Origin of the sequence: Enterobacter sp. 03-F-07-AD-ECC, assembly GCF_047530935.1 — a bacterium.
GTDB classification, from domain to species: Bacteria; Pseudomonadota; Gammaproteobacteria; order Enterobacterales; family Enterobacteriaceae; genus Enterobacter; species Enterobacter cloacae.
In genome coordinates, this window is record NZ_JBLKBZ010000001.1 from 56,288 (window position 1) to 82,365 (window position 26,078).

Here is a 26,078-nt window from a genome sequence, read left to right on the forward strand (position 1 = left end):
GCTAGCGCTTACCCGGCCTACATTTCTTATCCTCCCTCTCCCTTTGGGAGAGGGCCGGGGTGAGGGAAACAAACGAGAAATGACTTATGTTCGACACCCTTTCGAAAGCAGGCAAATACTTAGGCCAGGCCGCCAAAATGATGATTGGCGTGCCGGACTACGACAACTACGTCGAGCATATGCGCGTCAATCATCCGGACCAGACGCCAATGACCTACGACGAATTTTTCCGCGATCGCCAGGACGCCCGTTACGGCGGCAAGGGCGGGGCGAAGTGCTGTTAACCCTCTTTCGGTAAATAGAGGCTGATCTGTTCCTGTTTACAGCCGTAGATCGCCGCCAGCTTTTCACGGGTGCGCTTTTGCGGACGGGAGTCCAGCGCTTCCAGCTGTGATACGGCAGACTGGGTGATGCCGAGTTTTTCTGCCACCTCCTGCTGGGACATGCCGCGCAGGATGCGCCAGGCGGCCTGCAGGCTGACGTTCTGCCAGGTCATGATGCTGCAAACCTCACCTGGAAGTTCAACGTCATCCAGCTCATCGTGTTCGACTTCAATATCCTCCAGATCGTCGTCGGTTTCGTCGTCGATTTCCGCCATCTGCAGGCACATACGAAAATATTCATCATAGGGAATAACCACGTACTGCGTTTTTCCGTTATCGTCCTTAATTAGCTGAACAGCCATAGGTGGCTTTCTCCTCGTGCAGGTAAGTTGTTGATGTTCTGCGCTTAACGGCCAAAACATAACAATGGTTATCGGGTTCGTCCCGAAGCGTATAGACGATGCGGTAATCGCCAACGCGTACTTTAAAAATGCCTTCTTTGCCCCATTGGACCAGACAATCTTCATCCGTACCTCCACTGTACGCCCACACAAAGTATAAGGAAATAATAAGACTATTAGATAAATTCCGAATTTCTTATGGGCTACTGTAGAGCGGAGAACAAATGCAGGTAAGCGGCAAAACGCAAACCGTCGAGGCTGTGCGAAAACGCCTCTGCCGGGCGACAGAGGCTTGCAGAAAATGTGCGATCAGGCGTTCAAACCGCCGTCCACATCCAGCCCCGTACCGGAGATCTGTCCGGCGGCCGGGCTGGCGAGGAAGGTGACCGCCGCCGCGATATCTTCCGGTTGTCCGTAATGACCGACGGCAATCATCTGACGCTGGGCTTCTGCCTGTTCGCCGTCCTCCGGGTTCATATCGCTGTTGGTCGGGCCGGGATGCACCAGGTTCACGGTAATACCGCGGGGCCCCAGATCCCGTGCCAGACCGCGCGTAAAGGAGTTAAGCGCGGATTTGGTCATGGAGTAGACGGAGATACCCGGCATCGCCACGCGGTTTGCCAGACAGCTACCGATATTGATAATGCGTCCGCCGTCAGACATGTGTACCAGCGCTTCCTGAGTGGCGATCACCACGCCGCGAATGTTGACGTTAATCAGGGCATCGATATCCGCCAGCGTCATGGACTCCAGCGGGCCGCCGCGGGCGATACCGGCGTTATTGACCAGAATGTCCAGTCCGCCGAGGGTGCGCGCCGCATGGGTGACCGCGTCCTGAATAGCCTCTGCGCTGGCGCTATCGGCCTGAACCGCCTCACTGTGCCGCCCCAGCGCGCTTATCTCATCGACCACGGCCTGGGCTTTATCGACGGACTTTTCATACGTGATAACCACATCGGCACCGGCGCGTGCCAGCGACAGCGCGATAGCACGGCCCAATCCCCGGCTGGCACCGGTGACCAGCGCTTTCTTACCGGTTAAATCGATCTGCATGATGACCTCGTTGCGAGAGTGGTGAGAATCATCATTAGGTATAGTCGCTCGGCGCGTTTAACGGCTGAAGGATTCCACTTTCTCGAATGCCGCGCGCAGAACGTCAGGTGTGAGCGCCACGGGCAAATAGTGAATCGACTCCACCGGGCGCAGGGTGTGATTGATGACCTTGTCCAGTTCGTCACGGTTGTTGATATCCACCTCCAGCTCGCGAAGCCGGGTCGGCAGGTTAAAGCGCTGATACGCGGTGACAAGCTGCGCCAGCACGTCGTCCTGACCGAGCAGGGCGCTTTGCACCAGAATGCCGTAGGCCACTTTGGTGCCGTGCAGGTATTTTTCCGTCTGCGGCAGGACGGTTAAGCCGTTATGCACCGCATGTGCCGCCGCCACGCGTGTATAACGTTCGCCGAGCCCACCGACCATGCCGCCACCGGCAATAATGGCATCCACCACATCCCTGAATGCCTGCGTTGCTTCGCCGCGCTGCTGGTCAGCCAGCGCGTCCTCGCTGCGTTCCAGCAGCACGTCGCGGATAGCCAGCGCGCCGTTAATCCCCAGACGTACGGTCAGCGGCAGGTGTTCAGGCTGCGGTGCGAGTACAACCGCTTCATACCACTTCGCCAGGGTATCGCCGATACCAGCCAGCAGGTATTCCGCCGGGGCGTTAAGGATGATTTGCGGCTCCACCAGCACCAGGAAATTGGCATCGTCGAAAATTTCAAACTGCAGCGCCTGCCCGGCATCGTTGTACCAGACGGAGAGCGGCGTCCATGCCGCACAGGTAGCGGCGATAGTCGGGATACCCACGAACGGAACGCCCAAACGACGCGCCACGGCTTTGACCGTATCCATCACCGCTCCGCCGCCAATGCCAATCACCACGGCCGCCTCGCTGCCGGATTCATTCACCAGATGGGTGACGTCACGCTCGCTGCAGTGGCCTTTGAACAACAGGTGTTTTGCGCCGGGGGCCGCAAAGCTCTCCGGCAGGTAGGGACGTGCGCCTTCAAGCGCGCGTTCGCCGTAGATCCACACCGCGCGGGAAAGCTGCTCCGAGGTGAAGAAGTCATGCAGATGCGCAAGGCTTCCGGGGTGAGAAAAGTAGTTCGCCGGGCCGGGAACGACGCGGATATCGGTGTTGCTCATGGTGTTGTCCTTTTTTAGCAAGCGCTAACCCGATGTTATGTCTGGACATCCGGATGGCTAATAATATTTGGCTTTATCTTATGCCTTTTCTGTCGTTGTCAGTCAACCGGAGCTGTGAAAAATTCAATAAATCAAACTATTAATGAGGATCCTACGCGGATGGTTTCCAGTCGCCTTGAGATGCGCGGTATCAGCCTGGCCTTTTCCGGCTTTCAGGCGCTGTCGCGCGTGGACTTTACCCTGAACGGCGGATCGGTGCATGCATTGACCGGGGCTAACGGCGCAGGGAAATCGACGCTGATGGCGGTGCTGTGCGGAACGCACGATCGCTATGAGGGGGAGATCTGCATTAATAACCAGCCGGTGACGATCCGCGAACCGCTCGATGCCAAACGGCTGGGGATCCACCTTGTGCAGCAAGAAGTGGACGTGGCACTGGTTCCGGGGCTGAGCATCGCTGAAAACATCATGCTCGACCAGCTGGCGCAGCCGGGACATCGCTACCGCTGGCGTGCTATTCGTCAACAGGCGAAGCAGGCGCTGGCGCAGCTCGACGTTACGCTGGACGTTCGCCGTTCCATCGACAGCTGTTCGTTGGCTGAAAAACAGCAGGTCCTGCTGGCGCGGGCGCTGTCGCATCACTGCCGTTTTTTGATCCTCGATGAACCTACCGCACCGCTGGATGCCCACGACAGTGAACGCCTGTTCGCGGTGGTGCGACGTTTAAAGCAGCAGGGCATTGGCGTGGTGTTTATCTCGCACCGCATTCATGAACTGAAAGCCATCTGTGACACCTTAACGGTGCTGCGTGATGGCAAGCTGATTGAGACCGGCCCGATGGCGGATCTCAGCGGTGAAGCGATCGTCGAGAAGATGCTCGGCCACGAACTGAGCGATATCTACCCGCCAGCACGTCCTGTGCATAGCGACGAGACGCTGCTGCGGGTTGAGGGGCTGCACGACGACGCGTTGCTGAAAGATATCTCTCTGCATCTGCGTAAAGGCGAAATCCTTGGCATTGCCGGTCTGGCGGGCGCAGGCAAAACCGAACTCTGCAAGGCGCTGTTTGGTGCCAGCAAAAGCCGGGTGGAGCGTGGCGAGCTCAATCATCAGCCCTGGAAACCGCGCGATCCGGCCGATTCTGTGCTGCGCGGGCTGGCGCTGGTACCGGAGGAGCGGCGCAAGGAGGGGATTTTCATCGACGAGCCGGTGAGCATGAACCTGGCCGTGACGGCAGATAACAGCTTTTCGCGCTGGAGTCTCTTTGGTCATCGTCAGGCGTGGCGCTGGGCGGAAGAGGTGATAGCCCGCGTTGGCGTGCGAACACGCGGGCCGGGGCAGGTTTTACGTCGGCTTTCTGGCGGTAACCAGCAGAAGGTTGCTATTGGCAAATGGCTGCGCAATGACGCCAGCGTGCTGATATTTGACGAGCCGACCAAGGGCGTTGACGTCAAAGCGAAGACCGATCTGTTTCAACTGATCGACGGCCTGGCCCGCGAGGGCAAAGGGGTGATTTACGCTTCGGGCGAATTTGCCGAACTGGTAGGGCTGTGCGACCGCATCTGCGTGCTCTGGGACGGACGCATCGTGGCGGAAATCCCCGGGGCCGAGGCGCGGGAAGAGACACTACTTTATTATTCAACCGGAGGAACGGCGTCGTGAGCAAGGCCCTTTCAGTAACGGCGACGGTATCTGGCCGTCAGCAACTTTTCGATTTTCTCTACCGGTGGGGCATGTTGCTCACCGTGGTGGCGCTGGTGGTGGTTTTTGGCCTGGCCTCAGACAGCTTCCTCGACCCGAACAACATCATCAACATTCTGCGCTCGATTGCCATCGTCACGGTGATTGCCATTGGCGTATCGATTTCACTCACCGTGGGCGGGTTCGATCTCTCCGTTGGCTCCACGGCGTCGCTGGCGAATGCGCTGGTGATTTCGCTCTTCGTCTGGCACGGCTTCGGCACCACCGAGTCGATCCTGATCACCCTCGCGCTCTGTACCCTGGTCGGGCTGTTTAACGCCTTTCTGATCGTCATTCTGCGTATTCCGGACATGCTCGCGACGCTTGCCAGCCTGTTCGTGATACAGGGCGTGGCGATGACCTACAGCTACGGCGGGTCAATTACCGAGAACATGGTGCTGCCGAGCGGTGAAATGGCGGAAGGAACCATTCCGGCGGCGTTCGGCCTGCTGGGGCAGGTGCCGACCATCGTCATCATCATGCTGGCGGTGACCCTGCTGGCACAGCTGGGATTGTCATTGACCACCCACGGCCGGCGCATGTACGCCATCGGCGGTAACCCGGAGGCGGCGCGCCTTTCAGGCATTCGCACCACGCGCTACAAGGTCGCGGCCTACGTGCTTGCCTCGCTGCTGGCCGGACTGGGTGGGATTTTGCTGGCCTCGCGCATTGGGTCGTCGCAGGTGAATGCGGGCGGCGGATATCTGATGGACGCGGTGGCGGCAGCGTGGATCGGCTTTTCGCTGGCCGGTTCCGGCAAGCCGAACGCGCTGGGAACGCTGGTGGGGGCGGTCATTCTGGGCGTGCTGTCGAACGGGCTGGTGATGCTCTCCGTACCGTATTACGCCATGGACATTATAAAAGGGCTGGTGCTTGCCGTGGCGCTGGCGATTACTTACATACAAAAACGCTGACAACACAACGGGATAAAAAATGAAAAAGATTGCACTCTCTTTGGTGGCTCTTGGGTTACTCACCTCTCTGCCGGGCTTTGCGGCCACGCCTGCACCGGTTCCGGCGGCCATTGCCAACCACGACGGCCCCATTCGCATTGCGGTGATCCGCAACCTTGGCTCGGATGACAACACCACGCAGTTTGTCGCCGGGGCGATTCAGGAAGGGAAAAAACTTGGCTTTAAGGTCAGCACCTTTTTAAGCAACGGTGACGACGCAAAATTCCAGGACTTTGTGAATCAGGCGATCAGCCAGAAATATGACGGGATTATTCTCTCTCAGGGGCGTGATCCGTATGCGACCGCGCTGGTGAAGAAGGCGGTGGATGCCGGGATTAAGGTTTCGGTGTTTGATACCGCCGTCAACGGCGAGATCCCAGGCGTGACGGTCACCCAGCAGGACGATGCCTCCCTGACGAATCTCTCCTTCGGCCAGCTGGCGAAAGATTTCAACGGCAAGGCCAATATCGTCAAGCTGTGGGTCGCTGGTTTCCCGCCGATGGAGCGTCGTCAGGCGGCGTATAAGGAACTGCAGAAACAGTACCCGAATATCAAAGAGCTGGAGTCTATTGGCGCGGTGTCGTCGGACGTGCAGGGCGATACCGCCAACAAGGTCGGGGCAATTCTGGCGAAATACCCGAAAGGTAAAATCGACGCTATCTGGGGCACCTGGGACGCCTTCAGCCAGGGGGCGTATAAAGCCCTGAAGGAGAATGGCCGCACTGAAATCAAGCTCTACAGCATCGACATCTCCAACCAGGATTTACAGCTGATGCGCGAGCCGGGAAGCCCGTGGGCAGTGAGCGTGGCGGTGGATCCAAAGCTGATTGGGGCAACTAACGTGCGTCTGATCGCCAACAAGATTGCCGGAGAGCCGACGCCTGCGACCTATGATTTTAAAGCAGCGGCGATCCCGCAGGCGCTGCTGACGGCCCAGCCGGGTGCGGTGAACGTGGCGTCGCTGGGGAAAATCATTCCGGGCTGGGGACAGACCGAAGACTTTATTGCGCCGTGGTTTGCGACGCTGGAAGCGAAGTCAAAATAGTACCCGGTAAGGCGCAGCCGCCACCCGGCGAAAGGAGCTAAAGGTGACAACATTACCCACCCCTGAATACAGCCGCAATATGCGGCTGATTGGCCATAGCGACCAGGGCGGTCGCCCGGACGGCGTGCAACTGATGGTGCACCGCGGTTATGCGTATATTGGCCATATGGTGTCGCAGGGCTTTTCGATTGTTGACGTGCGCGACCCGAAAAACCCGAAAGCGGCGGGTTATGTGCCCGCGCCGCCCGGCACCTGGAATGTGCATTTGCAGGCACACGACGATTTGCTACTGGTGATTAACGCCCGGGATCTGTTTGCCGATGCCCGCTTCGCCGATGAAAAGGTCTACTACACCCGTCAGGTGGGGGAGACCGTCAGCGACGTGCAGGACAAAGGCTGGAGCGCCGGGCTGCGCGTGTTTGATATCTCCACGCCGGACAGGCCGCGTGAAATCGGCTTTCTGTCGTTAAATGGCATTGGCATTCACCGCATCTGGTACGTCGGCGGTCGCTGGGCCTATGTGTCGGCGCTGATCGACGGCTTTACCGACTATATCTTCCTGACCATCGACCTGGCCGATCCGCGTAAGCCCGAAGTGGCAGGGCGCTGGTGGTTGCCGGGCATGAATCAGGCCGCAGGTGAACGGCCAGAGTGGCCGGAAGGCAAACGCTACGCGCTGCATCATGCCATTATTGCCGGGGATACGGCTTACGGCAGCTGGCGTGACGGTGGTTTAACGCTGCTGGATGTGAAAGATCGCACTCAGCCGAAGCTGATTAGCCACCGCAACTGGAGCCCGCCGTTTGGTGGCGGAACGCATACCGCGCTGCCGCTGCCGGACCGCGATCTGCTGGTGGTGCTCGACGAAGCGGTGCTCGACAACCAGGAGGACGGCGAGAAGTTCATCTGGCTGTTTGATATCCGTGAGCCGTCGAACCCGGTAAGTATCTCCACCTTCCCGCAGCCGGATGAAAGAGACTACGTGGCGAAAGGCGCGCATTTCGGCCCGCATAATCTGCACGAAAACCGGCCGGGAAGCTTTGTCAGTTCCACGCTGATCTTCGCCACCTGGCAGAATGCAGGGGTGCGTGCGTATGACATTTCGAATCCCTACCGCCCGGTGGAAACGGGGGCGCTGGTACCTGCTGCACCTGAAAGGATGATGGATACACGCCCGAATCGCCCGCAGGTGATCCAGTCGTGTGATGTTTTTGTGGATACGCAGGGAATTATTTACAGCACGGATTATAACGGCGGGTTGTCGGTGATTGAATATTTGGGCTGAAAGGGAATGCGGGACTGAAATATATTTATTAGGTGAATGCTTATATTTATAGATTCTTAAAATAAACGCGCCGACTTTATCTTTAAGTCCTGATACGTACTATGGCTCTTTTTTTATTCAAGGATGAATTTAATGAGCCTGAAAAAATGTGCAGCCTGGTTGCAAATAGCACTGCAACTCCTTCCGTCGTCATTATTTTCGCTGAGCGCGACGCCCGTCGCCGCGCAGGATAAGGTAGCCGAGCCGCAAACCACAGAGCGGGTAGTGGCACAAACCGCCGTGCAGGCGGGGTCACTGCTGGAGAGCGGCAGTGGCCGTTCTGTCGCCAGCGCAATTACGTCCCAGGCAACAAATACCGCCACGCAGGAAATTGAGTCCTGGTTAAATCAATTTGGTACCACGCGTCTGAATATCGGTACTGATGAGCATTTTTCCATTCAGGACGCGGAGTTAGATCTGCTTATCCCTTTATACGAGCAAAAAACGTCGCTGCTGTTCACCCAATTGGGTGGCCGTCGTCACGACGACAGAAATATCGTTAATGTCGGGTTTGGCTACCGTGAATTTAATACCGCATGGATGTGGGGCGTGAATACCTTTTACGATCGCCAGGTTTCGGCGAATCAGCATCAGCGCCTTGGTGTTGGAGCCGAGCTAGGCTGGGACTATCTGCGTCTTTCAGCCAACGGCTACTACCGTTTAAGCGACTGGATGTCTTCGTCCCGCTATCGCGATTATGACGAGCGCGTGGCGAACGGCTTTGACCTGCGTGCAACCGGGTATCTCCCCGCGTATCCGCAGCTTGGGGCGAACCTCGTCTACGAACAATACTATGGTCAGCACGTCGGGCTTTTCGGTGACGATGAGGACGATCGTCAGAAAGATCCTTACGCCGTAACCGTTGGACTGAGCTACACGCCCGTTCCACTGGTTACCCTGGGCGTAAACCAAAAAATGGGTAAGGGCGAGGCATCGGATACGCAGTTTAACCTTGCGGTCAACTGGGCGCCGGGCGTGCCGCTGCGCACGCAGCTTGATGCGGACCAGGTGGGGGCACGCCGTACGCTGCTGGGGTCACGTCAGGAGCTGGTCGATCGTAATAACAATATTGTCCTGGATTACCGTAAGCAGGAGCTGATTTCGCTCGCACTGCCAGAAAACATTGCCGGGAATGAAAATGCCCGCCAGACCGTAACCGCGAAGGTTAAAACGAAATACGGGCTCGAACGCATCGACTGGCAGGGTGACAATTTGATACGTAACGGCGGCAAAATCACACCGGGTGCCGATCCGGCCCAGGTGGTGATTACGCTTCCAGCCTGGAAAAATGGCGGTTCCAACGCGTATACGTTAACCGCAACGGCCTGGGATAAGCACGGTAACGCTTCTGATACCGCGCGGATGACGGTGAACGTAAACGGAATGGACGTAACCACGCTGCAGCCCAGCCTGACGGCGTCTCCGTCCCGCTTACCGGCGGATGGCACCAGTCAGTCGGTATTAACATTGGCGCTAAAAACCGCATCCGGCGAGGCTGCAACCGGGTTATCGGAGCGTCTTGGCGCATCGATCACCCTGAAAAATGCCGTTACAGGCACCGCGGCGCCTGTCGCACCGCAAATAAGCGCGTTTCGCGAAACGAGCAGCGGCGTATACAGCGCAACGCTTATCAGCGGAACCGCGCCTGCCACCCTCACCATTCAGACGTTCATCGACGGCAATATTAAGCTTGCTACCGCCTCTGTGACTGAAGAGGCGGTGTCCGAGGTTGTGGAACTTGCATCACTCAGTCCGTCGACCGTAAGCGCACCGGCAGACGGCGTAACGCCAATTGTCGTAGTGGCAAGCGTTGTCGATCGGTCCGGCAATCCCGTTTCGGGGCAAGAGGTGAAATGGACAGCGGATAACGCTGCGGTTCTGCTGTCTGCTGAACGCACCCTCACCAATGAACAAGGGCAGGCCAGCATTCAGCTCATTAGCCGTGACGTGGTTTCGACGACAGTGAGTGCGCAACTGGCGGACGGTAACCCGCTCTCTACCCCGACGCTAAAATTTGTTGCGGACAGCGCCAGCGCACAGGTGAGATCGGTCAATGTCGATAAAACCCGCATTGTTGCCAATAACAGCGACAGCGTAACGTATACCGCGCAGGTCGCAGATAACAGCAATCATCCGCTTGAAGGCGTGACGGTTAACTGGACGGTGAAGCGGGAAGATGGCACGACCGCAGGAAGCAAAACCTCGGTTACCGACGCCGCCGGAAACGCAACGCTGTCGCTGTCGTCAGCAAAAACGGGCGTTGCCTGGGTTTATGCTGATGTAAATCAGCAGAATGCGGTGAAAGCGGAAGCCGTAACGTTTGTCGCAGACACCAGCACGCAGCGTATCGCCGCCGTGGTGGCCGATAAGCAACAGGCCGTGGCCAACGGCAGCGACAGTATTACCTGGACGGCGCAGGTGCGCGATCTGCAGGGTAACGCCATTTCGGGCGTAGAGGTTAACTGGTCGGCAGATAACCCAGACGTTAAGCTCGCCGCCAGCAGTACGCGGACGGATGCGCAGGGCAATGCCTCGCTGGTGGTTACCTCGCTGAAATCAGGCAGCGTTGTAATCACGGCTCAGACCGCTGAAAGCGCACCCGTTCGTGCTGACAGCGCAACCTTCACGGCCGATCTCACGACCGCGAAAATGACGGAGATGGCCGCCGACAGCGTGACGGCGGTAGCCAATGGCACCGACGGTATCACCGTGCGCACTACCGTTGTGGATGCCAATGACAACTCGGTTGACGGAGCGAAGGTTGGCTGGGCGGTGAGCCCTTCCGGCGCGACGTTATCCGATACGAACAGCGTGACGAATGCATCGGGTGAGGCGAGCGTGACCTTACGTTCTGAAACCGCGGGGGAATATTCTCTTCAGGCCACGTTCGGCAATAACACGTTACGTGTGACAAAACTGACCTTCACCGGTGACACCACCACGGCAAAGCTGGCTACCCTCACGGCGGATAAAACGACCGGCATTGTGGCCGACAGCGATACCGTACTGTTAACCGCAACCGTGGTGGATAGCCATCAGAACCCTGTACCAGGCGTTGCCGTTAACTGGAGCAGCAGTAATGCGGCTGATGTGACCCTGACACCCGTTTCAGCAATGACCAATGCGCAAGGGCAGGCTGAAACGCGCTTCTCATCGCGCAAAGCGGGCAACATGACGGTTACCGCGACGGTGAATGGTAGCGGTCAGACGCTTACTCTCTCCGTGACCGGTAATCCGGCGACAGCGCAATTTACGAGCCTGAGTGCGGATAAAAAAGAGGCGGTGGCTGACGGGAACGCGACCATACGCTGGACCGCCACCGTCGAAGACGCCAACCATAACCCGCTTAGCGGTGTGGATGTGGCGTGGCGTGTAGATAACAGCAGCGTGAAGCTTGCCAGCGCCAGCACAAAAACCAACGAAGCGGGTCAGGCGGTTGTAACGGCGTCAACGACAACGGCCGGAACGGCAACGGTTAGCGCAACAGTTGTCGGTTCAACGGCGGCGATAAACGCGGAGCCGGTAACATTTATTGGCGATGCGACCACCGCCAGGGTTGAGAGCCTCAAGGCCAGTTCTGACCACGCGGTAGTCAACACCGACCGCATTACTTACACCGCAGTGGTGAAAGACGTAAACGGTAATGCCGTCAAAAATGCGACGGTCAACTGGAACACCACGCTTAATACCCTTTCAGCGCAAACCAGTGTGACCAATGGCAGCGGCGTGGCGACCGTGAAGCTGAGTGGCCCGGATACCGGTACGGCAAAGGTGAGTGCAGAGAGTAATAACACCACTAAAACCGATCAAACGGTTGTGTTTATTGCCAGCTATTCAGCCATGTGGAGCGTCACCGGTTCGACAAGCGCATTCAGTACGGGCGCAATATTTGGCTTCCCTTCGCTTGGGTTTGTGGCAACGGGAAGTACGCAGGGGCCGACGTCCCTGGTATGGACCGCAGAAGGTTACAGTACGCTTGTCGTTCCGATGAAGGACGAACAAGGCAATACCCGGGACGTGAAGATTCGCGCGCAGCGCAGATCGGATTGCTCCACCCGTCCGTTCAATGTGGCGGTTCTGTGTAGCAGTTGGGAAACCACAGGCTATAGCGCCAGCCTTAAGTATGTTGAGGCCGATAACCCGGATCTCCCGAGCGGGGTTTACCGTGGGGATATCAAGTTTGCCGGTAAAGACTGGCATTCATCGTGGTCTCTCGATTACACCGTGACCACCACGCTCACCAAAAACTGATGCAAAAACCTCCCGAAAGGGAGGTTTTTTTTAACTGTACTGGCGCACTCTTGCCACCAGCTCTTCCACGCTGTCGATGCGATCGGCAATCACAATCAGCGCTTTACCCAGCGTGATGGCGTGGCGCAGACATTCGTGGCGCATCGCGTCGTCCTGAATGGTATCGATGTCCGCGACGTGAGACAGCCCCACACTGCGGCGGATCAGCTCCGTTCCGCAGAAACCAATGGTATCTCGCCAGACCTTTTTCAAAAATTCAGAGGCATAGCCCGGCGCACTCAGCGCGGCATCCCGGGTTTTCTCGTGCGCCAGCGCCTGGAAGCGCTCCGCAAAGGTATTCCATAACGCCTGAATGTCGATCAGACGCTGTTCCCGGGCGGCAGCGGCATCGCGGATGCCTAAATGCCCCGGCAGGCCACAGAAGTTCAGCAGCAGGTTGCCGATGGCGGTACCCACGTCAAACCCAATCGGGCCAAAGTAACCGAATTCGGCGTCGATCGCTTTTAGACTGCCCTCGGCCACGAAAATCGATCCGCTGTGGATATCCCCGTGCAATAGCGCTTCGGCGTGAGAGAAGAAGCGATGCTTCAGGGAGGCCACGGCAATTTTCAACTGGGCGTCGTCGCGCAGGGCGGCGACATCGTTTTCCAGCTCAGCCGGATAGTTGTTGCGCTCGTGGATCTGGTACGGATCGTTAAAGAACAGATCTTCAGTAATCTCGCACATCTCCGGGTTAATGAACTGGGCAACCTGCGCTTTTTTCTGGTGCGGGTGCAGGTAAAAATCGCTGGTGTGGAACAGCGTGTGCGCCAGGTACTCCCCCAGTTGACGCGCAGCCTGCGGGTAGGCGTTATTCTTAATCAGCTCCCCGCGCCAGATGCGATGGTCGGAGAGATCTTCCATCACCATGACCGCCAGTTCCGGGTCAAAATGATGAATTTTCACGGTATGCTGCGGGCTGTGCTTGTAATGCTCCACCAGCGTTTGCGCCTCAAGACGGGCGCGGTCCAGCGTCAGCGGCCAGGACTCACCGACGCAGCGAACGTATGGCAGCGCCTGTTTTACGATGATGCGGCTCACGCCCTGAGCATCGAAAATTTTGAAGACCAGATTGAGGTTGCCGTCGCCCACTTCCTGCGCCTCTACCAGTGATGATGGATTATCAAGGCCGCCAAACTGCCTGGCATACTCCACGGCGTCCTGGGCGGTAAAGGTACGGTATTGCGACATTGCCTGCTCCTCACTGATTTGCGAATAAAGACATTTAGACGTCTATACATCTGGATTTCATCCTGACACAATGTGCTACAACAACGCAACAGGGAATTAACGACATGCAGACATTACAGACGACCAGCCTGCGGGTGGCGGATAATCAGCTCTTTATTCTCGACCAACAGGCCCTTCCGCAGGAGAAACGCTGGCTTGACGCCTCAACGGTCGAGGCGCTGGTGGGGCATATTCACGCCCTTAGAGTGCGCGGTGCGCCGCTAATTGGTCTCTCTGCAAGTCTGCTGCTGGCGCTGCTGGCGGAAAAGGGGAAAAGCCGCGACGAGCTGGCGCTGGCGCTGGAAACGCTGCGCGCTGCCCGCCCGACGGCGGTCAACCTGATGAACAATCTCGACCGCATGAAGCAGGCGCTCTGGCAGGAAGATTTCGTTCCGGCGCTGGTGACGGAAGCTCTGCGACTGATTGACGAAGACAGGCAGCTTTGTGACGCCATTGCGACAGCGGGCAGCGCACTGGTGAAGCCCGGTAGCCGCCTGCTGACCCACTGTAACACTGGCGGTCTGGCAACCGCAGGCGTCGGCACTGCGCTGGGTGTTATTGCTCGCGCACATGAGGAGGGCAACGTCAGCAACGTCTGGGTGGATGAAACCCGTCCGCTGCTGCAGGGCGGCAGGCTGACCGCGTGGGAGCTCGGCGAGCTGGGCGTGCCGTATCAGCTGATTACCGACTCCATGGCCGCCAGTCTGATGGCAAAAGGGGAGGTGGATGCCGTGTGGGTGGGGGCAGATCGTATTGCCGCCAACGGCGATGTGGCGAACAAAATCGGCACCTATTCCCTGGCGGTGCTGGCGAAATTTCACGGCATTCCGTTTTATGTCGCCGCCCCGCAAACCACCCTCGACCCGGCCTGCCCGAACGGTGAGGCGATCCCGATTGAGCAGCGCGCGGCCAGTGAAGTGACGGGCGTGGCGGGAAGCTTCGGCGCGGTACAGTGGGCACCAGAAAATGCGCAGGTTTACAACCCGGCGTTTGACGTCACCCCAGCCTCGCTGATTAGCGGCTGGGTACTGGATACGGGCGTGGTCACGCCGGAAGCGGTAGCAAACGGGAAATTCGCCTGAGTCCGGCTATCCTTGTAAGGGGTTCCCCTGAGAGGACAACATCGTGACGCTCGATCCCGAAACAGACTTAAAACTGGAACGCGTGGTGGATGCACCGCGCGACCTGCTGTGGCTCTGCTGGACGACGCCAGAGCACATCAAAAACTTCTTTATTCCTGCCCCCCATAAAGTGACCGAATGCGACCTCGACCTGCGCGTGGGTGGACGGTTCAATACCGTTTTCGACGTGGACGGGCAAAAAATGGACAATAAAGGTGTTTTCCTGGAAATCGATCCCGGCAAAAAGCTGGTCTTTACCGACGGCTATACCGAAGGGTGGAAACCGGCCGAAAAGCCGTTTATGACGGCGATTTTGTTGCTGGAAGATCTCGGGGAGGGCAAAACCCGCTATACGGCGATTGCGCGCCATCCCACGAAAGAAATCCGTGAGCAGCATGAACAGATGGGCTTCCATGAAGGCTGGGGGATCGTGCTGGATCAGCTGGTGGGGTATGTGAAGGGATTGAAGCATTGAAGATAGAGCGGCCTGATGCCCTCACCCCAGCCCTCTCCCACAGGGAGAGGGAGCAATGCTTCCACCTATGCGAGACGCGGATACGCATCCGCAATCGCATCACCGGTAAACTGCGCCACCCAGCCCTCCGGATTATCGAATATACGGATGGCCGTAAAGTTTGGCTCTGAGCCCATATCAAACCAGTGTGGTGTGCCCGCCGGTACCGAAATCAGGTCGTTTTTCTCGCACAGCACCTGATACACCTCATCGTCAATGTGCAGGCAGAACAATCCCGCGCCTTCCACGAAAAAGCGCACTTCATCTTCGCCGTGGGTGTGCTCGTTGAGGAATTTCGCGCGCAGCGCTTCTTTTTGCGGGTTGTCGGCGCGCAGGCTGATCACATCCCAGCTCTGGTAGCCTTTCTCCGCGACCAGCTTGTCGATGGCATGCTGGTAAGCGTCAATGACCACTTCTGGGGCAGGGTCGCGCCCTAAATCACGGTCAGCCGCCCAGCGTTCAAAACGCACGCCTTTGGCGTTGAGCTGTTGGGCGATCTCGGCGGCGTCGGTGCTGTGCCACAGGTGCTTACTCGCGTCTTTATCGGAATAAATGGTTAATGCGCTCATGAAGGGATCTGCTCCGGGTTAATCTCGTCGAACTGGTGAACCTGATGATGGTGGCTTGCACCGTCATCATCACCGCGAATCAGCTGCAGGGTGCGAAAACCGGCCTGTTCAGCAGCGTCCAGCTCCTGATGGATATCCGACAGGAACAGGATCTGCGACGGGGCAATGCCCGTCTGCGCCGCAATATTCTGATAAGACTGCACCTCACGCTTGGCACCAATATGGGTATCAAAGTAGCCGCTGAACAGATGAGTAATATCACCTTCATCGCTGTAGCCAAATAACAGTTTCTGCGCGGCGACGGAGCCAGAGGAATAAACATAGAGATCAATACCTTGCGCTTTCCATTTTTCCAGCGCGGGCAGCACGTCCGGGTAGAGATGGCCGGTAAAGTCGCCGTTGACGTAACCGTCGTGCCAGATAATTCCCTGCAGGGCCTTCAGCGCCGTCGATTTACGGTCTTCATCCATAAAGGTGAAGAGGGTCTCGATAAGATCGCTGACGCTGGCGTGCGGAGCGTCGATTTCATCGCGCAGGTTGTCCAGAATCGATTTGACCGGCTCGGCGTACTGCTGGGCGGTGACGAAGGCCGCCAGACGCTCACGCGCATAAGGGAACAAAACATCATGGACAAAACGGATATCGCTGGTGGTTCCCTCAATATCCGTCACAATCGCGCGAATCATATCTTCTCCAGTTGTCGTAAACGCATTTCGCATTCAAATAAGAATTCTAATCCTTCCAGATGACGGCGGGCTTCGGCCACATCACGTCCCCAGCAGGTTAAGCCATGGCCGCGCAGAAGAAAACCATAATTAAGCGGGCGCTCCTGCGTGTAATGGGCGATTCGCGAAGCGAGGGCGTCTATGTCCTGGTCGTTATCGAATACCGGAATGGCAACCGTAGACAGGTGCGTAGTCTGCCCGGTGAGGGATTTTTGCATCTCAAAGCCGCTGATGTACAACTCCGCCTCTTTCACCAGCCGCGAGAGCACCGTGGCGTTCACCGTGTGGACGTGCAGTACGGCGTTGGCCTCCGGGAACAGGCGATAGATGAGCGTGTGTAACCCGGTTTCGGCCGAAGGTTTACGGCCAGAGGGCGCGCGATTGGTGGCGATCTCCACCTGCAAAAAATCATCCGGCGTGAGGCTGCCTTTGTCTTTGCCGGATTCACTGAGCCAGCACAGGTTTTCATCCTGACGTACCGACATGTTGCCGCCGGTGGCGGGGGCCCAGCCTTTGGCACCAATCCAGCGGCAGGCTTCGACCAGTTGCGTGAGTTGCAGGTTGTCTGTCATTTCCTTTTACCCTCTCGGTCAGGAATATTCATATTGTTTAGACGTCTAAGCGTCTTGATTGCCAAAGACTAACATCGTGTTATAGTGGCAGCAACATAAGTATTACAAGCAGGCACCCCACAATGAGCAATAACGCATTGATTCCGCAAAGCAAACTTCCCAACCTGGGCACCACTATCTTTACGCAGATGAGCGCTCTGGCCCAGAAGCACAACGCCATTAACCTCTCGCAGGGGTTCCCGGATTTTGATGGTCCAGGCTATTTGCAGGAGCGTCTGGCCTGGCACGTTGCCCAGGGGGCGAATCAGTATGCGCCGATGACCGGTGTGCAGGCACTGCGTGACGCCATTGCGGATAAAACGGCGGAATGCTATGGCTATCAACCGGATGCCAACAGCGACATTACGGTGACGGCAGGTGCGACTGAAGCGCTGTATGCGGCCATCACCGCGCTGGTTCGCGCGGGCGATGAGGTTATCTGCTTTGACCCAAGCTACGACAGCTATGCGCCTGCCATCGAACTGTCCGGCGGCGTGGTGAAGCGCGTGGCATTACAGCCGCCGCATTTTCGCCCCGACTGGCAGGCGTTTGCTGCGCTGCTGAGCGACAACACCCGGCTGGTCATTCTGAATACACCACACAACCCGTCGGCGACCGTGTGGCAGAAGAGCGATTTCGCCGCGCTGTGGCAGGCCATTGCGGAACATGAAATTTATGTCCTGAGCGACGAAGTGTATGAGCACATCTGCTTTGCCGGGGAAGGGCACGTCAGCGTGCTGGCCCATCCGCAGCTTCGCGAGCGCGCTGTGGCGGTGTCGTCATTCGGTAAAACCTATCATATGACCGGCTGGAAGGTGGGGTACTGCGTGGCGCCGGCGGCCATCAGCGCGGAGTTGCGTAAAGTGCACCAGTACCTGACGTTTGCGGTGAACACGCCTGCCCAGCTGGCGCTGGCCGATATGCTGCGCGCTGAGCCTGAGCATTACCGTGAGTTGCCCGAGTTTTACCGCGCACGCCGGGATCGGTTTGTGAGTGCCCTGAGTCAGAGCCGTCTGGAGATCCTGCCGTGTGAAGGCACCTATTTCCTGCTGGCCGATTACAGCGCCATCTCCGATCTGGACGACGTCAGTTTTTGCCAGTGGCTGACCAAAGAGGTGGGTGTGGCGGCGATCCCGTTATCCGTCTTTTGCGCCGATCCCTTCCCGCATAAGCTGATTCGTCTCTGCTTTGCGAAACAGGAATCGACGCTGCTGGCGGCGGCAGAGCGTCTTAACGCGATCTGATTATTTGACCGTCCAGGCTTCTGAATAACGGCGGTCTGCAAAGAGTTCCAGCAGACCGTTGATTTGCTTGAGGCGTAATACCTCGTCGCTATCCATTCCCAGTTCCTGACTGATTCTCTCGTCGTCCCAGCCAAGCTGCACCAGCTCGCGGACGATATCGGACATCGCATTAATCTGATGGCGGCCGCGCGCCCGATTGTGGCGAATGGTGGCCGCTATCCGGTCGAACTTTTTCTGCCGCTCTTTACGCAGACAGGTGACAGGAAGATAGCCTTTAAGCTGGCGTTTCAATACCGCCCGGTTGGACCCAATTTCATGCCGATGGAAGCCGTCGACAATTTCATAATGCCGGGCCTCACTTTCCGTCACTACAATGGGTTGGGTAAAACCGTCCATTTCCAGGGATTTACAGAGCAGCCGTTTTTCCGGCGGGGCAACGTTGTTGGGGTTGTAATCGTTCGCGGTAATCTCGTCCTGTTTGATCCACAGCACGCAGTCGACAGGCTGTTCGCGAAAAGGGCTATTTTCATGGATGGCCTGGCGAAAGGCGTTAATGGCTTCAATGCGTTTATCTTCGGGCAGAGACTGAAGATAATTTTTCATCTCGTTAATTAATTGCTGCTGCATAAGATCCCCCACTCCTTGCGTTTTGATTTCATCCGTTCGCTGTAACGCTGGTAATGCCTGGGTTTGTTCGGACTGAATGACAGCGCCCGGCACCAGTAGTCATTGTTGAGTAATACCTTGCACACGCGTCGCCAGGACGGGATATCTTTGGCGCCGATATCGCCCTCCTGGGTGTCGGGAATATCGGCCATGCCTCTCTTCTGATACCAGTGCAAATAGATCGCGATTTTATTGCGGTAATGTTCCGCAGTGGTGTGCGGCATGCTGTCGAGAAGCAGCATGGCGTATTCCCGCCAGCTGAGCGCGTCGGGTTTCAGAATTTTGCGGTGGCCATAGAAATGATTGTCCTGCCCTGCGTAGACCCCGCCACTGTGCACGCCGTTTACCCGCTCACACATCGCCGCCCAACGTTCGGGCTCCACAACATGATAGAGCCACAATCCCTGACGTTGCTCCGGGCCAAAGGGTTCACAGATGCGCATATAGCGCGGCGGCACGCCAGCCTGAAACATCAGGTCGTAAAGCGGGTTATAGCACCCGCCCGTTTTCGCAAACCAGGTCCAGATATCGGCGGTTTTCCAGTCATAAAGCGGATAGACATACCAGGCGTGCCCGCCGGGGGCGACAGTGGTCCAGGGTTTGTCATCGGCAAAGCGCTGCTTTCGTGCGTTGGCGATAGTCAAAAAGCGATTGTAGGATTCATCGGCACGAATGCCGATCATCATTGCTGCCGGGCGCCTTTTGGCAAACCAGTCGGAAAATTCGCGAACAAAGGCCTCGAAGGTCATGCCCGGCTGGTAGAACGAGAAGTAATCTGGATCGGTTACCGCCTCTTCCGGGGGCGTGCGTACCCAGTTTTTACCCGGCTCCCAGCACTGCCATTCGGGCTGGAATTGTGAAAGTGAATTTTGCGTGGTCAACGGGAGCGCTACCCACCAGCATTTTTCAATCACATCGGCGTATTGTGCGATCATGTTATTCACATGCTGAATGGTACAGGTGAACTGCGCTTCCCAGTCGATAAATAGCAGACAGATTTTCTTTCCCATTTTTCGGGCTTGTTGGGCCGTTAAATGGAACATAATGGTGGAATCTTTTCCGCCAGAAAATGAAACACAGACCCTTGGCAGATTCTCAAGCGTCCATGTTATGCGCTCTGTGGCAGCGTCAAGGACATTTTGATTAAGTGGATGCTTATAAATTGACAAAGGCAACTCCTCCTGGAAATAAATACCGGACGTTCATGTCAATGCAGGAGAGAGAATAATAGTAGTGAAAATAAAGGCAGGTAAATCAAAAAAGGCAGATTTTTTATTATCTATAAATGAGGGTTATATTTTGAAGAGAGAAATGGCTGTAAATATTACAGCCATTCGGATTTATTTTTGCGTAATCTGCTCAACAAACTTCGAGAAAACCGAGCTGTTAAGCGCTGAGCGGTTATAAACCATGAAGACTTCCATTTGAGGCAGCGTGAAGGGGGCGTCCACTTTTTTCAGTCGCAATACGTCACGGTATTTTTCATACAGGACTTCCGGGATATATCCCACTAAATGCGATGCGCTGATCATGTTTATGATTGAAAAGAGAGAGTCGCAGCGAAAACCGATTGTCCTGTCGGCATGCACTTCCTCAGTCTTTGACTGATAGTGTTTCACACCCGCTTCATCGCTCAGGAAGATCGTAAACTTCTCTTTCTGCAGCTCTTCCAGGGTAGCGGTCTCCTGCAGACGGGGGTGATCCTGGCTGCACACCAGAATCATTCGGTAATTAACATAGGGAACGCATACCATTGAGCGATTGTTGATAGGCGCAATGGAGAAAATTAAGTCTGCTTTACGGTAGGCAAGCAGGTCTTCTGCGGAATCCGCGGATAGCAGCATGTCATGAAGCTCTATTTCATAATTGTGCTCTCGCATCAATAGCTTCATGGGGTTGAGCAGATTGTCGGTTGTCAGAACCTGCGGGCAGTAGATGACAAAATTCTTTTTGAGCGATGAGCCATGCATGATGTTGATGGTCTGCTCAAGCTGATTGAGGTTTTGCTCAAGATGATGATGCAAATTTGCCCCGACGGTGGTGGGAGTGATCCCTTTTCCCGAACGGATAAACAGCGGATCGTTCAGCTGGTTACGCAGCCGCTGCAGGGATTGACTAACCGCGGAAGGCGTTATGTAGAGCGTTTCTGCTGCCTTGCTGATGCTCAGGTGTTGGTAGATGCATTCGAAAATGACCAGCAGATTGAGATCGAATTTTTTTAAGTCGTAAAGATTTGCCATGTTTCATCCTGAGTGTGCTGCGTTGCGTTATCACATCACTGATAACTATAGAAGGAACGTAACCATTTACCATCCTTGATGGTTAGCTCGCTTAATTATGATTGAAAACCAACTTAATATATCACGAACGTAGATTAATGAAATAGAACTTCAATAATGGTTAAGATATTTTTACCTTTAAAATAGAAAACAGAACTGAATAAAAATAGTCAGATTTATATATGGACAAGTAATTATCACTCATTTTTATTTTTACTGGCGTGAGCATTAGCAGCGATGGGGAATGCGTAGTTTGGTAAAACCTATCGCAGCCATAGATATGATTATCCCTTCAATCCATTGCCCTGTCCCGACACGAGTGCTGTAATCGGGGGGCTGTAACGACCTTGATATAAAGGTATGTAGAGCGCAACGCAACGCCAGTCTCACTGGCACTGAAAGTTCCTGTGGAAAGTTCAGGTATCAGGGCCGCCCACCAGGGCGGCCTTTTTACTTTCGGGCTTTTATTCATTGGGTTCACAACGTTGTCTTGTTCGGGTTGTTAGGTATGGCTGATTGATTTGATAAAGCAAACGCATTAGCCCATGTAGCGAAAGTTCGTTACCTTACATCTCAACGAAAACACGGAGGAAGTACAGATGTCTTTGATTAACACCAAAATTAAACCTTTCAAAAACCAGGCGTTCAAAAACGGCGAATTCATTGAAGTCACTGAGAAAGATACCGAAGGCCGCTGGAGCGTGTTCTTCTTCTATCCGGCTGACTTCACTTTCGTTTGCCCGACCGAACTGGGTGACGTGGCCGATCACTACGATGAACTGCAGAAGCTGGGCGTAGACGTGTACTCTGTCTCTACCGACACCCACTTCACCCACAAAGCGTGGCACAGCAGCTCTGAAACCATCGCAAAAATCAAATACGCGATGATCGGTGACCCGACTGGCGCCCTGACCCGTAACTTCGACAACATGCGTGAAGATGAAGGCCTGGCAGACCGTGCGACCTTCGTTGTTGACCCGCAGGGCATTATCCAGGCTATCGAAGTTACCGCTGAAGGTATCGGCCGTGATGCATCTGACCTGCTGCGTAAAGTGAAAGCAGCTCAGTACGTGGCGTCTCACCCAGGCGAAGTGTGCCCGGCGAAATGGAAAGAAGGCGAAGCGACGCTGGCTCCATCTCTGGACCTGGTCGGCAAGATCTAAGTCTGTAAAGCCTGGCGGCGCTGCGCTTGCACAGGCCTACAGTATCGTAGGCCGGGTAAACGACGTGCCACCCGGCAACCCATGGGCGCCCCCCGCGCCCATTTCATTCCAGCACCATGATGCAAGTTGCATTCAGGCCGCCCGTATAAGGCAGCTTGCATGATGACGTTTTTAGAGAGGGAAGAACAATGCTCGACACTACAATGAAAACCCAGCTCAAGGCATACCTTGAGAAACTGACCAAACCTGTTGAGCTGATTGCCACGCTGGACGACAGCGCTAAATCGGCAGAAATCAAGGAACTGCTGGCGGAGATCGCCGAACTGTCACCGAAAGTGACCTTCAAAGAAGCGAACGATCTGGCGGTGCGTAAGCCATCTTTCCTGATCACCAACCCGGGCTCTGATCAGGGGCCGCGTTTTGCCGGTTCACCACTGGGCCATGAATTTACCTCACTGGTGCTGGCCCTGCTATGGACCGGTGGGCATCCGTCGAAAGAGGCGCAGGCGCTGCTGGAGCAGATCCGCGATATCGACGGGGATTTCACCTTTGAAACCTACTATTCGCTCTCCTGCCACAACTGCCCGGACGTGGTGCAGGCGCTGAACCTGATGTCAGTCCTGAACCCGCGTATCAAACACACCGCGATTGATGGCGGCACTTTCCAGAACGAAATCACCGATCGCAACGTGATGGGGGTTCCGGCAGTGTTCCTGAATGGGCAGGAGTTTGGCCAGGGCCGTATGACCTTGTCCGAAATTGTGGCCAAAGTGGATACCGGCGCCGAAAAACGTGCCGCAGAAGAGCTGAACAAGCGCGATGCGTATGATGTTCTGATTGTCGGCTCTGGCCCGGCGGGCGCCGCGGCAGCGGTCTATTCCGCACGTAAAGGTATTCGCACCGGTCTGATGGGCGAACGCTTTGGCGGCCAGGTGCTGGATACCGTGGATATCGAAAACTACATCTCTGTACCGAAGACCGAAGGCCAGAAACTGGCTGGCGCACTTAAAGCGCACGTCAATGATTACGCAGTGGATGTGATCGACAGCCAGAGCGCCAGCAAGCTGGTTCCTGCCGCAGTCGAAGGTGGCTTACACCAGATTGAAACTGCTTCCGGCGCGGTGCTGAAAGCCCGCAGTATTATCATTGCCACCGGTGCCAAATGGCGCAACATGAACGTGCCAGGTGAAGATCAGTATCGCACCAAAGGCGTGACCTACTGCCCGCACTGCGATGGTCCTCTGTTTAAGGGCAAACGCGTGGCGGTGATTGGCGGCGGTAACTCCGGTGTTGAAGCGGCTATCGACCTGGCGGGCATTGTTGAACACGTTACCCTGCTGGAATTTGCACCAGAGATGAAGGCAGACCAGGTACTGCAGGATAAAGTACGCAGCCTGAAAAACGTCGACATCGTGCTGAATGCGCAGACCACGGAAGTGAAGGGCGACGGCAGTAAAGTCACCGGTCTGGAGTACCGCGACCGCGTCAGTGGCGATGTGCACAGCGTTCCGCTTTCGGGGATCTTCGTGCAGATTGGTCTGCTGCCAAACACCACCTGGCTGGAAGGCGCCATTGAGCGTAACCGCATGGGCGAGATTATCATCGATGCCAAATGTGAAACCAGCGTGAAGGGCGTATTTGCGGCGGGCGACTGTACTACCGTGCCGTACAAGCAGATCATCATCGCGACCGGTGAAGGGGCGAAAGCGTCTCTGAGCGCGTTCGACTACCTGATTCGCACCAAAACAGCATAATAAAAGTCAGTAAGACTGCACCTGCACCAGGAGAGGCCACCAGAAGGTGGCCTCTTTTTTTTATCTCACGACCATCACCGGAATGTGGGTGTGACGGATAACGCTGGAGGCGTTTGAACCCAGCAGATGCGTGGTAATGGACGGATTGCGTGAACCGATAACCACCACGTCGGCGTTCAGCTCGCTCGCCAGCTCGTTAACGGCATCGCGCACGCTGCCAAACCGGACATGCGTTTTAATGCGGGAAGGGTCGATGGTGAAGTGCCCAACCATCGTTTGCAGGCGATTTTCCGCCTCGTGCTGCAGATGCTCTTCAAAGCGGCGTACATCGGCGGCAAAGCGATGCAGACTCAGGCTGGCAGAACCCGGCAGCACGTGTAGAAGATGAATAATCCCGTCCTGCTGCGCCAGAAATTCCGCATGGCGTACGGCCTTGTCGCTCAGCTCCATCTCAAAAACATCAACCGGCATAATAATTCTTTGATACATACCCGTTTCTCCTTGTTTATAAACGCTGGAATCATTCAACCATAAAATGAATATGGTTTTTGTAAGCGCTGCGGCACTTTTCTGTTTTTCCCAGGATAAATCTCAAAAGCCCGCTAATCCCGGGCAGGTCGTCAGGGAACGCTACCCTTAAATACTTACCCGGATCCTTTCGGAGGTCGCATGAAAGCACTCACGTACCACGGTCCACATCATGTTCGTGTCGAGAATGTCCCCGATCCTGTTATTGAAAAACCTGACGATATTATCCTGCGCGTAACGGCCACGGCGATCTGCGGATCGGATCTGCATCTCTACCGCGGGAAGATCCCCAAAGTTGAACACGGCGATATTTTTGGCCACGAGTTCATGGGCGAAGTGGTGGAGACGGGCAGGGAAGTGAAGACGCTGCAAAAAGGCGACCGGGTGGTGATCCCGTTTGTCATCGCCTGTGGTGACTGCTTCTTTTGCCGCCTGCAGCAGTACGCGGCCTGCGAGAGCACCAACGCCGGTCAGGGCGCCGCGCTGAATAAAAAGCAAATTCCCGCACCCGCAGCGCTGTTTGGCTACAGCCATCTTTATGGCGGCGTGCCCGGTGGACAAGCGGAATACGTTCGGGTGCCCAAAGGTAACGTTGGGCCGTTCAAAGTGCCTCAGCTGCTCTCCGATGATAAAGCGCTGTTCCTCTCCGATATCTTGCCTACCGCCTGGCAGGCGGCGAAAAATGCCCAGATTGAAAAAGGCTCCAGCGTCGCCGTTTTTGGTGCAGGACCGGTGGGGTTACTGACCATCGCCTGCGCGCGGCTGTTAGGTGCTGAACAGATCTTTGTGGTTGACCATCACCCGTATCGTCTGCGTTTTGCCGCAGAGCGCTACGGCGCCATCCCCATCAACTTTGATGAAGACAACGACGCAGCGGAAAAAATCATTGAGCAAACCGCAGGCCAGCGCGGCGTGGATGCCGTCATTGATGCCGTGGGGTTTGAAGCCAAAGGCAGCACCACGGAAACCATCCTCAGCAACCTTAAAATTGAGGGCAGCAGCGGTAAAGCGCTGCGTCAGTGTATTGCTGCTGTTCGACGGGGCGGGGTGGTGAGCGTGCCCGGCGTGTATGCGGGCTTTATCCATGGCTTCCTGTTTGGTGATGCCTTCGATAAGGGGCTCAGTTTTAAGATGGGCCAGACCCACGTCCACGCCTGGCTTGGCGAGTTGTTACCGCTGATCGAAAAGGGGCTGCTGACGCCGGAGGAGATTGTCACCCACTATCTGCCGCTGGACGATGCCGAACGCGCCTACCGGATCTTTGAAAAACGGGAGGAGGCGTGCCGCAAGGTGATTCTGGTGCCCGGTGCAGAAACGCCGGAAGCGGCGGAACAGCAGGTTAAAGGGCTGGTGAATGCGTTTCCGGGTGGGGTGGTTTAAGACGGTCCCCTTACCTGCG

23 protein-coding genes are annotated in these 26,078 nt (G+C 56.1%); 12 read left to right on the plus strand and 11 right to left on the minus strand.

Features of this window, described 5'->3' with window-relative positions:
- The first annotated feature begins 86 nt into the window (after positions 1-86).
- Complete coding sequence (locus ACMWKA_RS00280; protein WP_013097627.1) at positions 87-284, plus strand: YbdD/YjiX family protein; 198 nt, start codon at positions 87-89, stop codon at positions 282-284.
- Here ACMWKA_RS00280 and ACMWKA_RS00285 read toward each other — a convergent pair.
- From ACMWKA_RS00285 to ACMWKA_RS00295, 3 genes are all read right to left on the minus strand, one after another.
- Positions 281-685, minus strand: a complete 405-nt coding sequence (locus ACMWKA_RS00285) for a helix-turn-helix domain-containing protein (RefSeq protein WP_013097626.1) — start codon at positions 683-685, stop codon at positions 281-283. The two genes, ACMWKA_RS00280 and ACMWKA_RS00285, sit on opposite strands and share 4 nt — an antisense overlap.
- A 348-nt stretch (positions 686-1,033) precedes the next feature.
- Positions 1,034-1,777, minus strand: a complete 744-nt coding sequence (locus tag ACMWKA_RS00290; protein WP_013097624.1) for an SDR family NAD(P)-dependent oxidoreductase — start codon at positions 1,775-1,777, stop codon at positions 1,034-1,036.
- A gap of 57 nt (positions 1,778-1,834) precedes the next feature.
- A complete protein-coding gene (locus ACMWKA_RS00295; RefSeq protein WP_414759896.1) occupies positions 1,835-2,923 on the minus strand; it encodes an oxidoreductase in 1,089 nt (362 codons plus the stop codon).
- A 159-nt stretch (positions 2,924-3,082) separates the two neighbouring features.
- On the opposite strand from ACMWKA_RS00295, the gene ACMWKA_RS00300 reads away from it, so the two are divergent.
- The 5 genes from ACMWKA_RS00300 to ACMWKA_RS00320 all read left to right on the plus strand — a co-directional run bounded on the left by ACMWKA_RS00300 (position 3,083) and on the right by ACMWKA_RS00320 (position 12,236).
- Positions 3,083-4,585, plus strand: coding sequence for a sugar ABC transporter ATP-binding protein (locus ACMWKA_RS00300; protein ID WP_414759897.1), 1,503 nt, complete (start codon positions 3,083-3,085; stop codon positions 4,583-4,585).
- Positions 4,582-5,577 carry an ABC transporter permease gene (locus ACMWKA_RS00305; protein ID WP_414759898.1) on the plus strand — a complete coding sequence of 332 codons (996 nt, stop codon included), beginning with the start codon at positions 4,582-4,584 and terminating at the stop codon, positions 5,575-5,577. Before ACMWKA_RS00300 ends, ACMWKA_RS00305 begins: the two co-directional genes overlap by 4 nt.
- A 19-nt stretch (positions 5,578-5,596) precedes the next feature.
- Positions 5,597-6,661: a sugar ABC transporter substrate-binding protein gene (locus ACMWKA_RS00310; protein ID WP_029882119.1), complete on the plus strand. Its 1,065-nt coding sequence runs from the start codon at positions 5,597-5,599 to the stop codon at positions 6,659-6,661.
- Between the two features lie 43 nt (positions 6,662-6,704).
- Positions 6,705-7,946 carry an LVIVD repeat-containing protein gene (locus tag ACMWKA_RS00315; protein WP_072207528.1) on the plus strand — a complete coding sequence of 414 codons (1,242 nt, stop codon included), beginning with the start codon at positions 6,705-6,707 and terminating at the stop codon, positions 7,944-7,946.
- Positions 7,947-8,078: 132 nt separating this feature from the next.
- Positions 8,079-12,236, plus strand: coding sequence for an Ig-like domain-containing protein (locus ACMWKA_RS00320; RefSeq protein ID WP_058683853.1), 4,158 nt, complete (start codon positions 8,079-8,081; stop codon positions 12,234-12,236).
- 30 nt (positions 12,237-12,266) lie between these two features.
- Here the strand turns inward: ACMWKA_RS00320 and mtnK are convergent, their stop codons facing one another.
- Positions 12,267-13,466 (minus strand): S-methyl-5-thioribose kinase, encoded by a 1,200-nt coding sequence (mtnK, locus tag ACMWKA_RS00325; RefSeq protein ID WP_040020582.1) that lies wholly within the window; start codon positions 13,464-13,466, stop codon positions 12,267-12,269.
- A 104-nt stretch (positions 13,467-13,570) separates the two neighbouring features.
- On the opposite strand from mtnK, the gene mtnA reads away from it, so the two are divergent.
- Positions 13,571-14,587 carry an S-methyl-5-thioribose-1-phosphate isomerase gene (gene mtnA, locus ACMWKA_RS00330; RefSeq protein WP_013097616.1) on the plus strand — a complete coding sequence of 339 codons (1,017 nt, stop codon included), beginning with the start codon at positions 13,571-13,573 and terminating at the stop codon, positions 14,585-14,587.
- 43 nt (positions 14,588-14,630) lie between these two features.
- The gene (locus ACMWKA_RS00335) at positions 14,631-15,101 is read left to right on the plus strand and encodes an SRPBCC family protein (RefSeq protein WP_020685647.1); all 471 of its coding nucleotides are present in this window, start codon (positions 14,631-14,633) and stop codon (positions 15,099-15,101) included.
- A gap of 65 nt (positions 15,102-15,166) precedes the next feature.
- Here the strand turns inward: ACMWKA_RS00335 and ACMWKA_RS00340 are convergent, their stop codons facing one another.
- From ACMWKA_RS00340 to ACMWKA_RS00350, 3 genes are read right to left on the minus strand one after another with little or no spacing between them, the layout of a single operon-like run.
- Entirely contained in the window at positions 15,167-15,709 is a 543-nt protein-coding gene (locus ACMWKA_RS00340; RefSeq protein WP_029882124.1) for a 1,2-dihydroxy-3-keto-5-methylthiopentene dioxygenase, read from the minus strand.
- On the minus strand, positions 15,706-16,395 hold the full coding sequence (gene mtnC / locus ACMWKA_RS00345) for an acireductone synthase (protein ID WP_014831058.1): 690 nt from the start codon (positions 16,393-16,395) through the stop codon (positions 15,706-15,708). Before mtnC ends, ACMWKA_RS00340 begins: the two co-directional genes overlap by 4 nt.
- The gene (locus tag ACMWKA_RS00350) at positions 16,392-17,006 is read right to left on the minus strand and encodes a methylthioribulose 1-phosphate dehydratase (RefSeq protein ID WP_040020585.1); all 615 of its coding nucleotides are present in this window, start codon (positions 17,004-17,006) and stop codon (positions 16,392-16,394) included. The genes mtnC and ACMWKA_RS00350 overlap by 4 nt, the downstream gene beginning before the upstream one ends.
- A gap of 122 nt (positions 17,007-17,128) precedes the next feature.
- Between ACMWKA_RS00350 and ACMWKA_RS00355 the strand changes: the two genes are divergently transcribed.
- Positions 17,129-18,289, plus strand: coding sequence for a pyridoxal phosphate-dependent aminotransferase (locus tag ACMWKA_RS00355; protein WP_040020587.1), 1,161 nt, complete (start codon positions 17,129-17,131; stop codon positions 18,287-18,289).
- On the opposite strand, the gene ACMWKA_RS00360 is transcribed toward ACMWKA_RS00355, so the two are convergent.
- The 3 genes from ACMWKA_RS00360 to citR all read right to left on the minus strand — a co-directional run bounded on the left by ACMWKA_RS00360 (position 18,290) and on the right by citR (position 21,195).
- The gene (locus ACMWKA_RS00360) at positions 18,290-18,916 is read right to left on the minus strand and encodes an IbrB-like domain-containing protein (RefSeq protein WP_013097610.1); all 627 of its coding nucleotides are present in this window, start codon (positions 18,914-18,916) and stop codon (positions 18,290-18,292) included.
- Positions 18,901-20,124, minus strand: a complete 1,224-nt coding sequence (locus tag ACMWKA_RS00365) for a phosphoadenosine phosphosulfate reductase (RefSeq protein WP_040020589.1) — start codon at positions 20,122-20,124, stop codon at positions 18,901-18,903. Before ACMWKA_RS00365 ends, ACMWKA_RS00360 begins: the two co-directional genes overlap by 16 nt.
- A 171-nt stretch (positions 20,125-20,295) precedes the next feature.
- Positions 20,296-21,195, minus strand: coding sequence for a DNA-binding transcriptional repressor CitR (citR, locus tag ACMWKA_RS00370; RefSeq protein ID WP_062730130.1), 900 nt, complete (start codon positions 21,193-21,195; stop codon positions 20,296-20,298).
- A gap of 638 nt (positions 21,196-21,833) precedes the next feature.
- Between citR and ahpC the strand changes: the two genes are divergently transcribed.
- A complete protein-coding gene (gene ahpC, locus ACMWKA_RS00375; RefSeq protein WP_008501015.1) occupies positions 21,834-22,397 on the plus strand; it encodes an alkyl hydroperoxide reductase subunit C in 564 nt (187 codons plus the stop codon).
- A 188-nt stretch (positions 22,398-22,585) separates the two neighbouring features.
- A complete protein-coding gene (gene ahpF / locus ACMWKA_RS00380; RefSeq protein WP_029882129.1) occupies positions 22,586-24,151 on the plus strand; it encodes an alkyl hydroperoxide reductase subunit F in 1,566 nt (521 codons plus the stop codon).
- Positions 24,152-24,211: 60 nt separating this feature from the next.
- Here the strand turns inward: ahpF and uspG are convergent, their stop codons facing one another.
- Positions 24,212-24,640, minus strand: a complete 429-nt coding sequence (gene uspG, locus ACMWKA_RS00385) for a universal stress protein UspG (RefSeq protein ID WP_013097606.1) — start codon at positions 24,638-24,640, stop codon at positions 24,212-24,214.
- A gap of 180 nt (positions 24,641-24,820) precedes the next feature.
- Between uspG and ACMWKA_RS00390 the strand changes: the two genes are divergently transcribed.
- Positions 24,821-26,059 (plus strand): zinc-dependent alcohol dehydrogenase, encoded by a 1,239-nt coding sequence (locus tag ACMWKA_RS00390; RefSeq protein ID WP_129327707.1) that lies wholly within the window; start codon positions 24,821-24,823, stop codon positions 26,057-26,059.
- The last annotated feature ends 19 nt before the right edge of the window (positions 26,060-26,078 follow it).

Coding starts and splice junctions, on each gene's coding strand:
- ACMWKA_RS00280 (WP_013097627.1), top strand. CDS start 87: ATGTTCGACACCCTTTCGAAAGCAGGCAAATACTTAGGCCAGGCCGCC.
- ACMWKA_RS00285 (WP_013097626.1), bottom strand. CDS start 685: ATGGCTGTTCAGCTAATTAAGGACGATAACGGAAAAACGCAGTACGTG.
- ACMWKA_RS00290 (WP_013097624.1), bottom strand. CDS start 1,777: ATGCAGATCGATTTAACCGGTAAGAAAGCGCTGGTCACCGGTGCCAGC.
- ACMWKA_RS00295 (WP_414759896.1), bottom strand. CDS start 2,923: ATGAGCAACACCGATATCCGCGTCGTTCCCGGCCCGGCGAACTACTTT.
- ACMWKA_RS00300 (WP_414759897.1), top strand. CDS start 3,083: ATGGTTTCCAGTCGCCTTGAGATGCGCGGTATCAGCCTGGCCTTTTCC.
- ACMWKA_RS00310 (WP_029882119.1), top strand. CDS start 5,597: ATGAAAAAGATTGCACTCTCTTTGGTGGCTCTTGGGTTACTCACCTCT.
- ACMWKA_RS00320 (WP_058683853.1), top strand. CDS start 8,079: ATGAGCCTGAAAAAATGTGCAGCCTGGTTGCAAATAGCACTGCAACTC.
- mtnK (WP_040020582.1), bottom strand. CDS start 13,466: ATGTCGCAATACCGTACCTTTACCGCCCAGGACGCCGTGGAGTATGCC.
- mtnA (WP_013097616.1), top strand. CDS start 13,571: ATGCAGACATTACAGACGACCAGCCTGCGGGTGGCGGATAATCAGCTC.
- ACMWKA_RS00340 (WP_029882124.1), bottom strand. CDS start 15,709: ATGAGCGCATTAACCATTTATTCCGATAAAGACGCGAGTAAGCACCTG.
- mtnC (WP_014831058.1), bottom strand. CDS start 16,395: ATGATTCGCGCGATTGTGACGGATATTGAGGGAACCACCAGCGATATC.
- ACMWKA_RS00350 (WP_040020585.1), bottom strand. CDS start 17,006: ATGACAGACAACCTGCAACTCACGCAACTGGTCGAAGCCTGCCGCTGG.
- ACMWKA_RS00355 (WP_040020587.1), top strand. CDS start 17,129: ATGAGCAATAACGCATTGATTCCGCAAAGCAAACTTCCCAACCTGGGC.
- ACMWKA_RS00360 (WP_013097610.1), bottom strand. CDS start 18,916: ATGCAGCAGCAATTAATTAACGAGATGAAAAATTATCTTCAGTCTCTG.
- citR (WP_062730130.1), bottom strand. CDS start 21,195: ATGGCAAATCTTTACGACTTAAAAAAATTCGATCTCAATCTGCTGGTC.
- ahpC (WP_008501015.1), top strand. CDS start 21,834: ATGTCTTTGATTAACACCAAAATTAAACCTTTCAAAAACCAGGCGTTC.
- ahpF (WP_029882129.1), top strand. CDS start 22,586: ATGCTCGACACTACAATGAAAACCCAGCTCAAGGCATACCTTGAGAAA.
- uspG (WP_013097606.1), bottom strand. CDS start 24,640: ATGTATCAAAGAATTATTATGCCGGTTGATGTTTTTGAGATGGAGCTG.
- ACMWKA_RS00390 (WP_129327707.1), top strand. CDS start 24,821: ATGAAAGCACTCACGTACCACGGTCCACATCATGTTCGTGTCGAGAAT.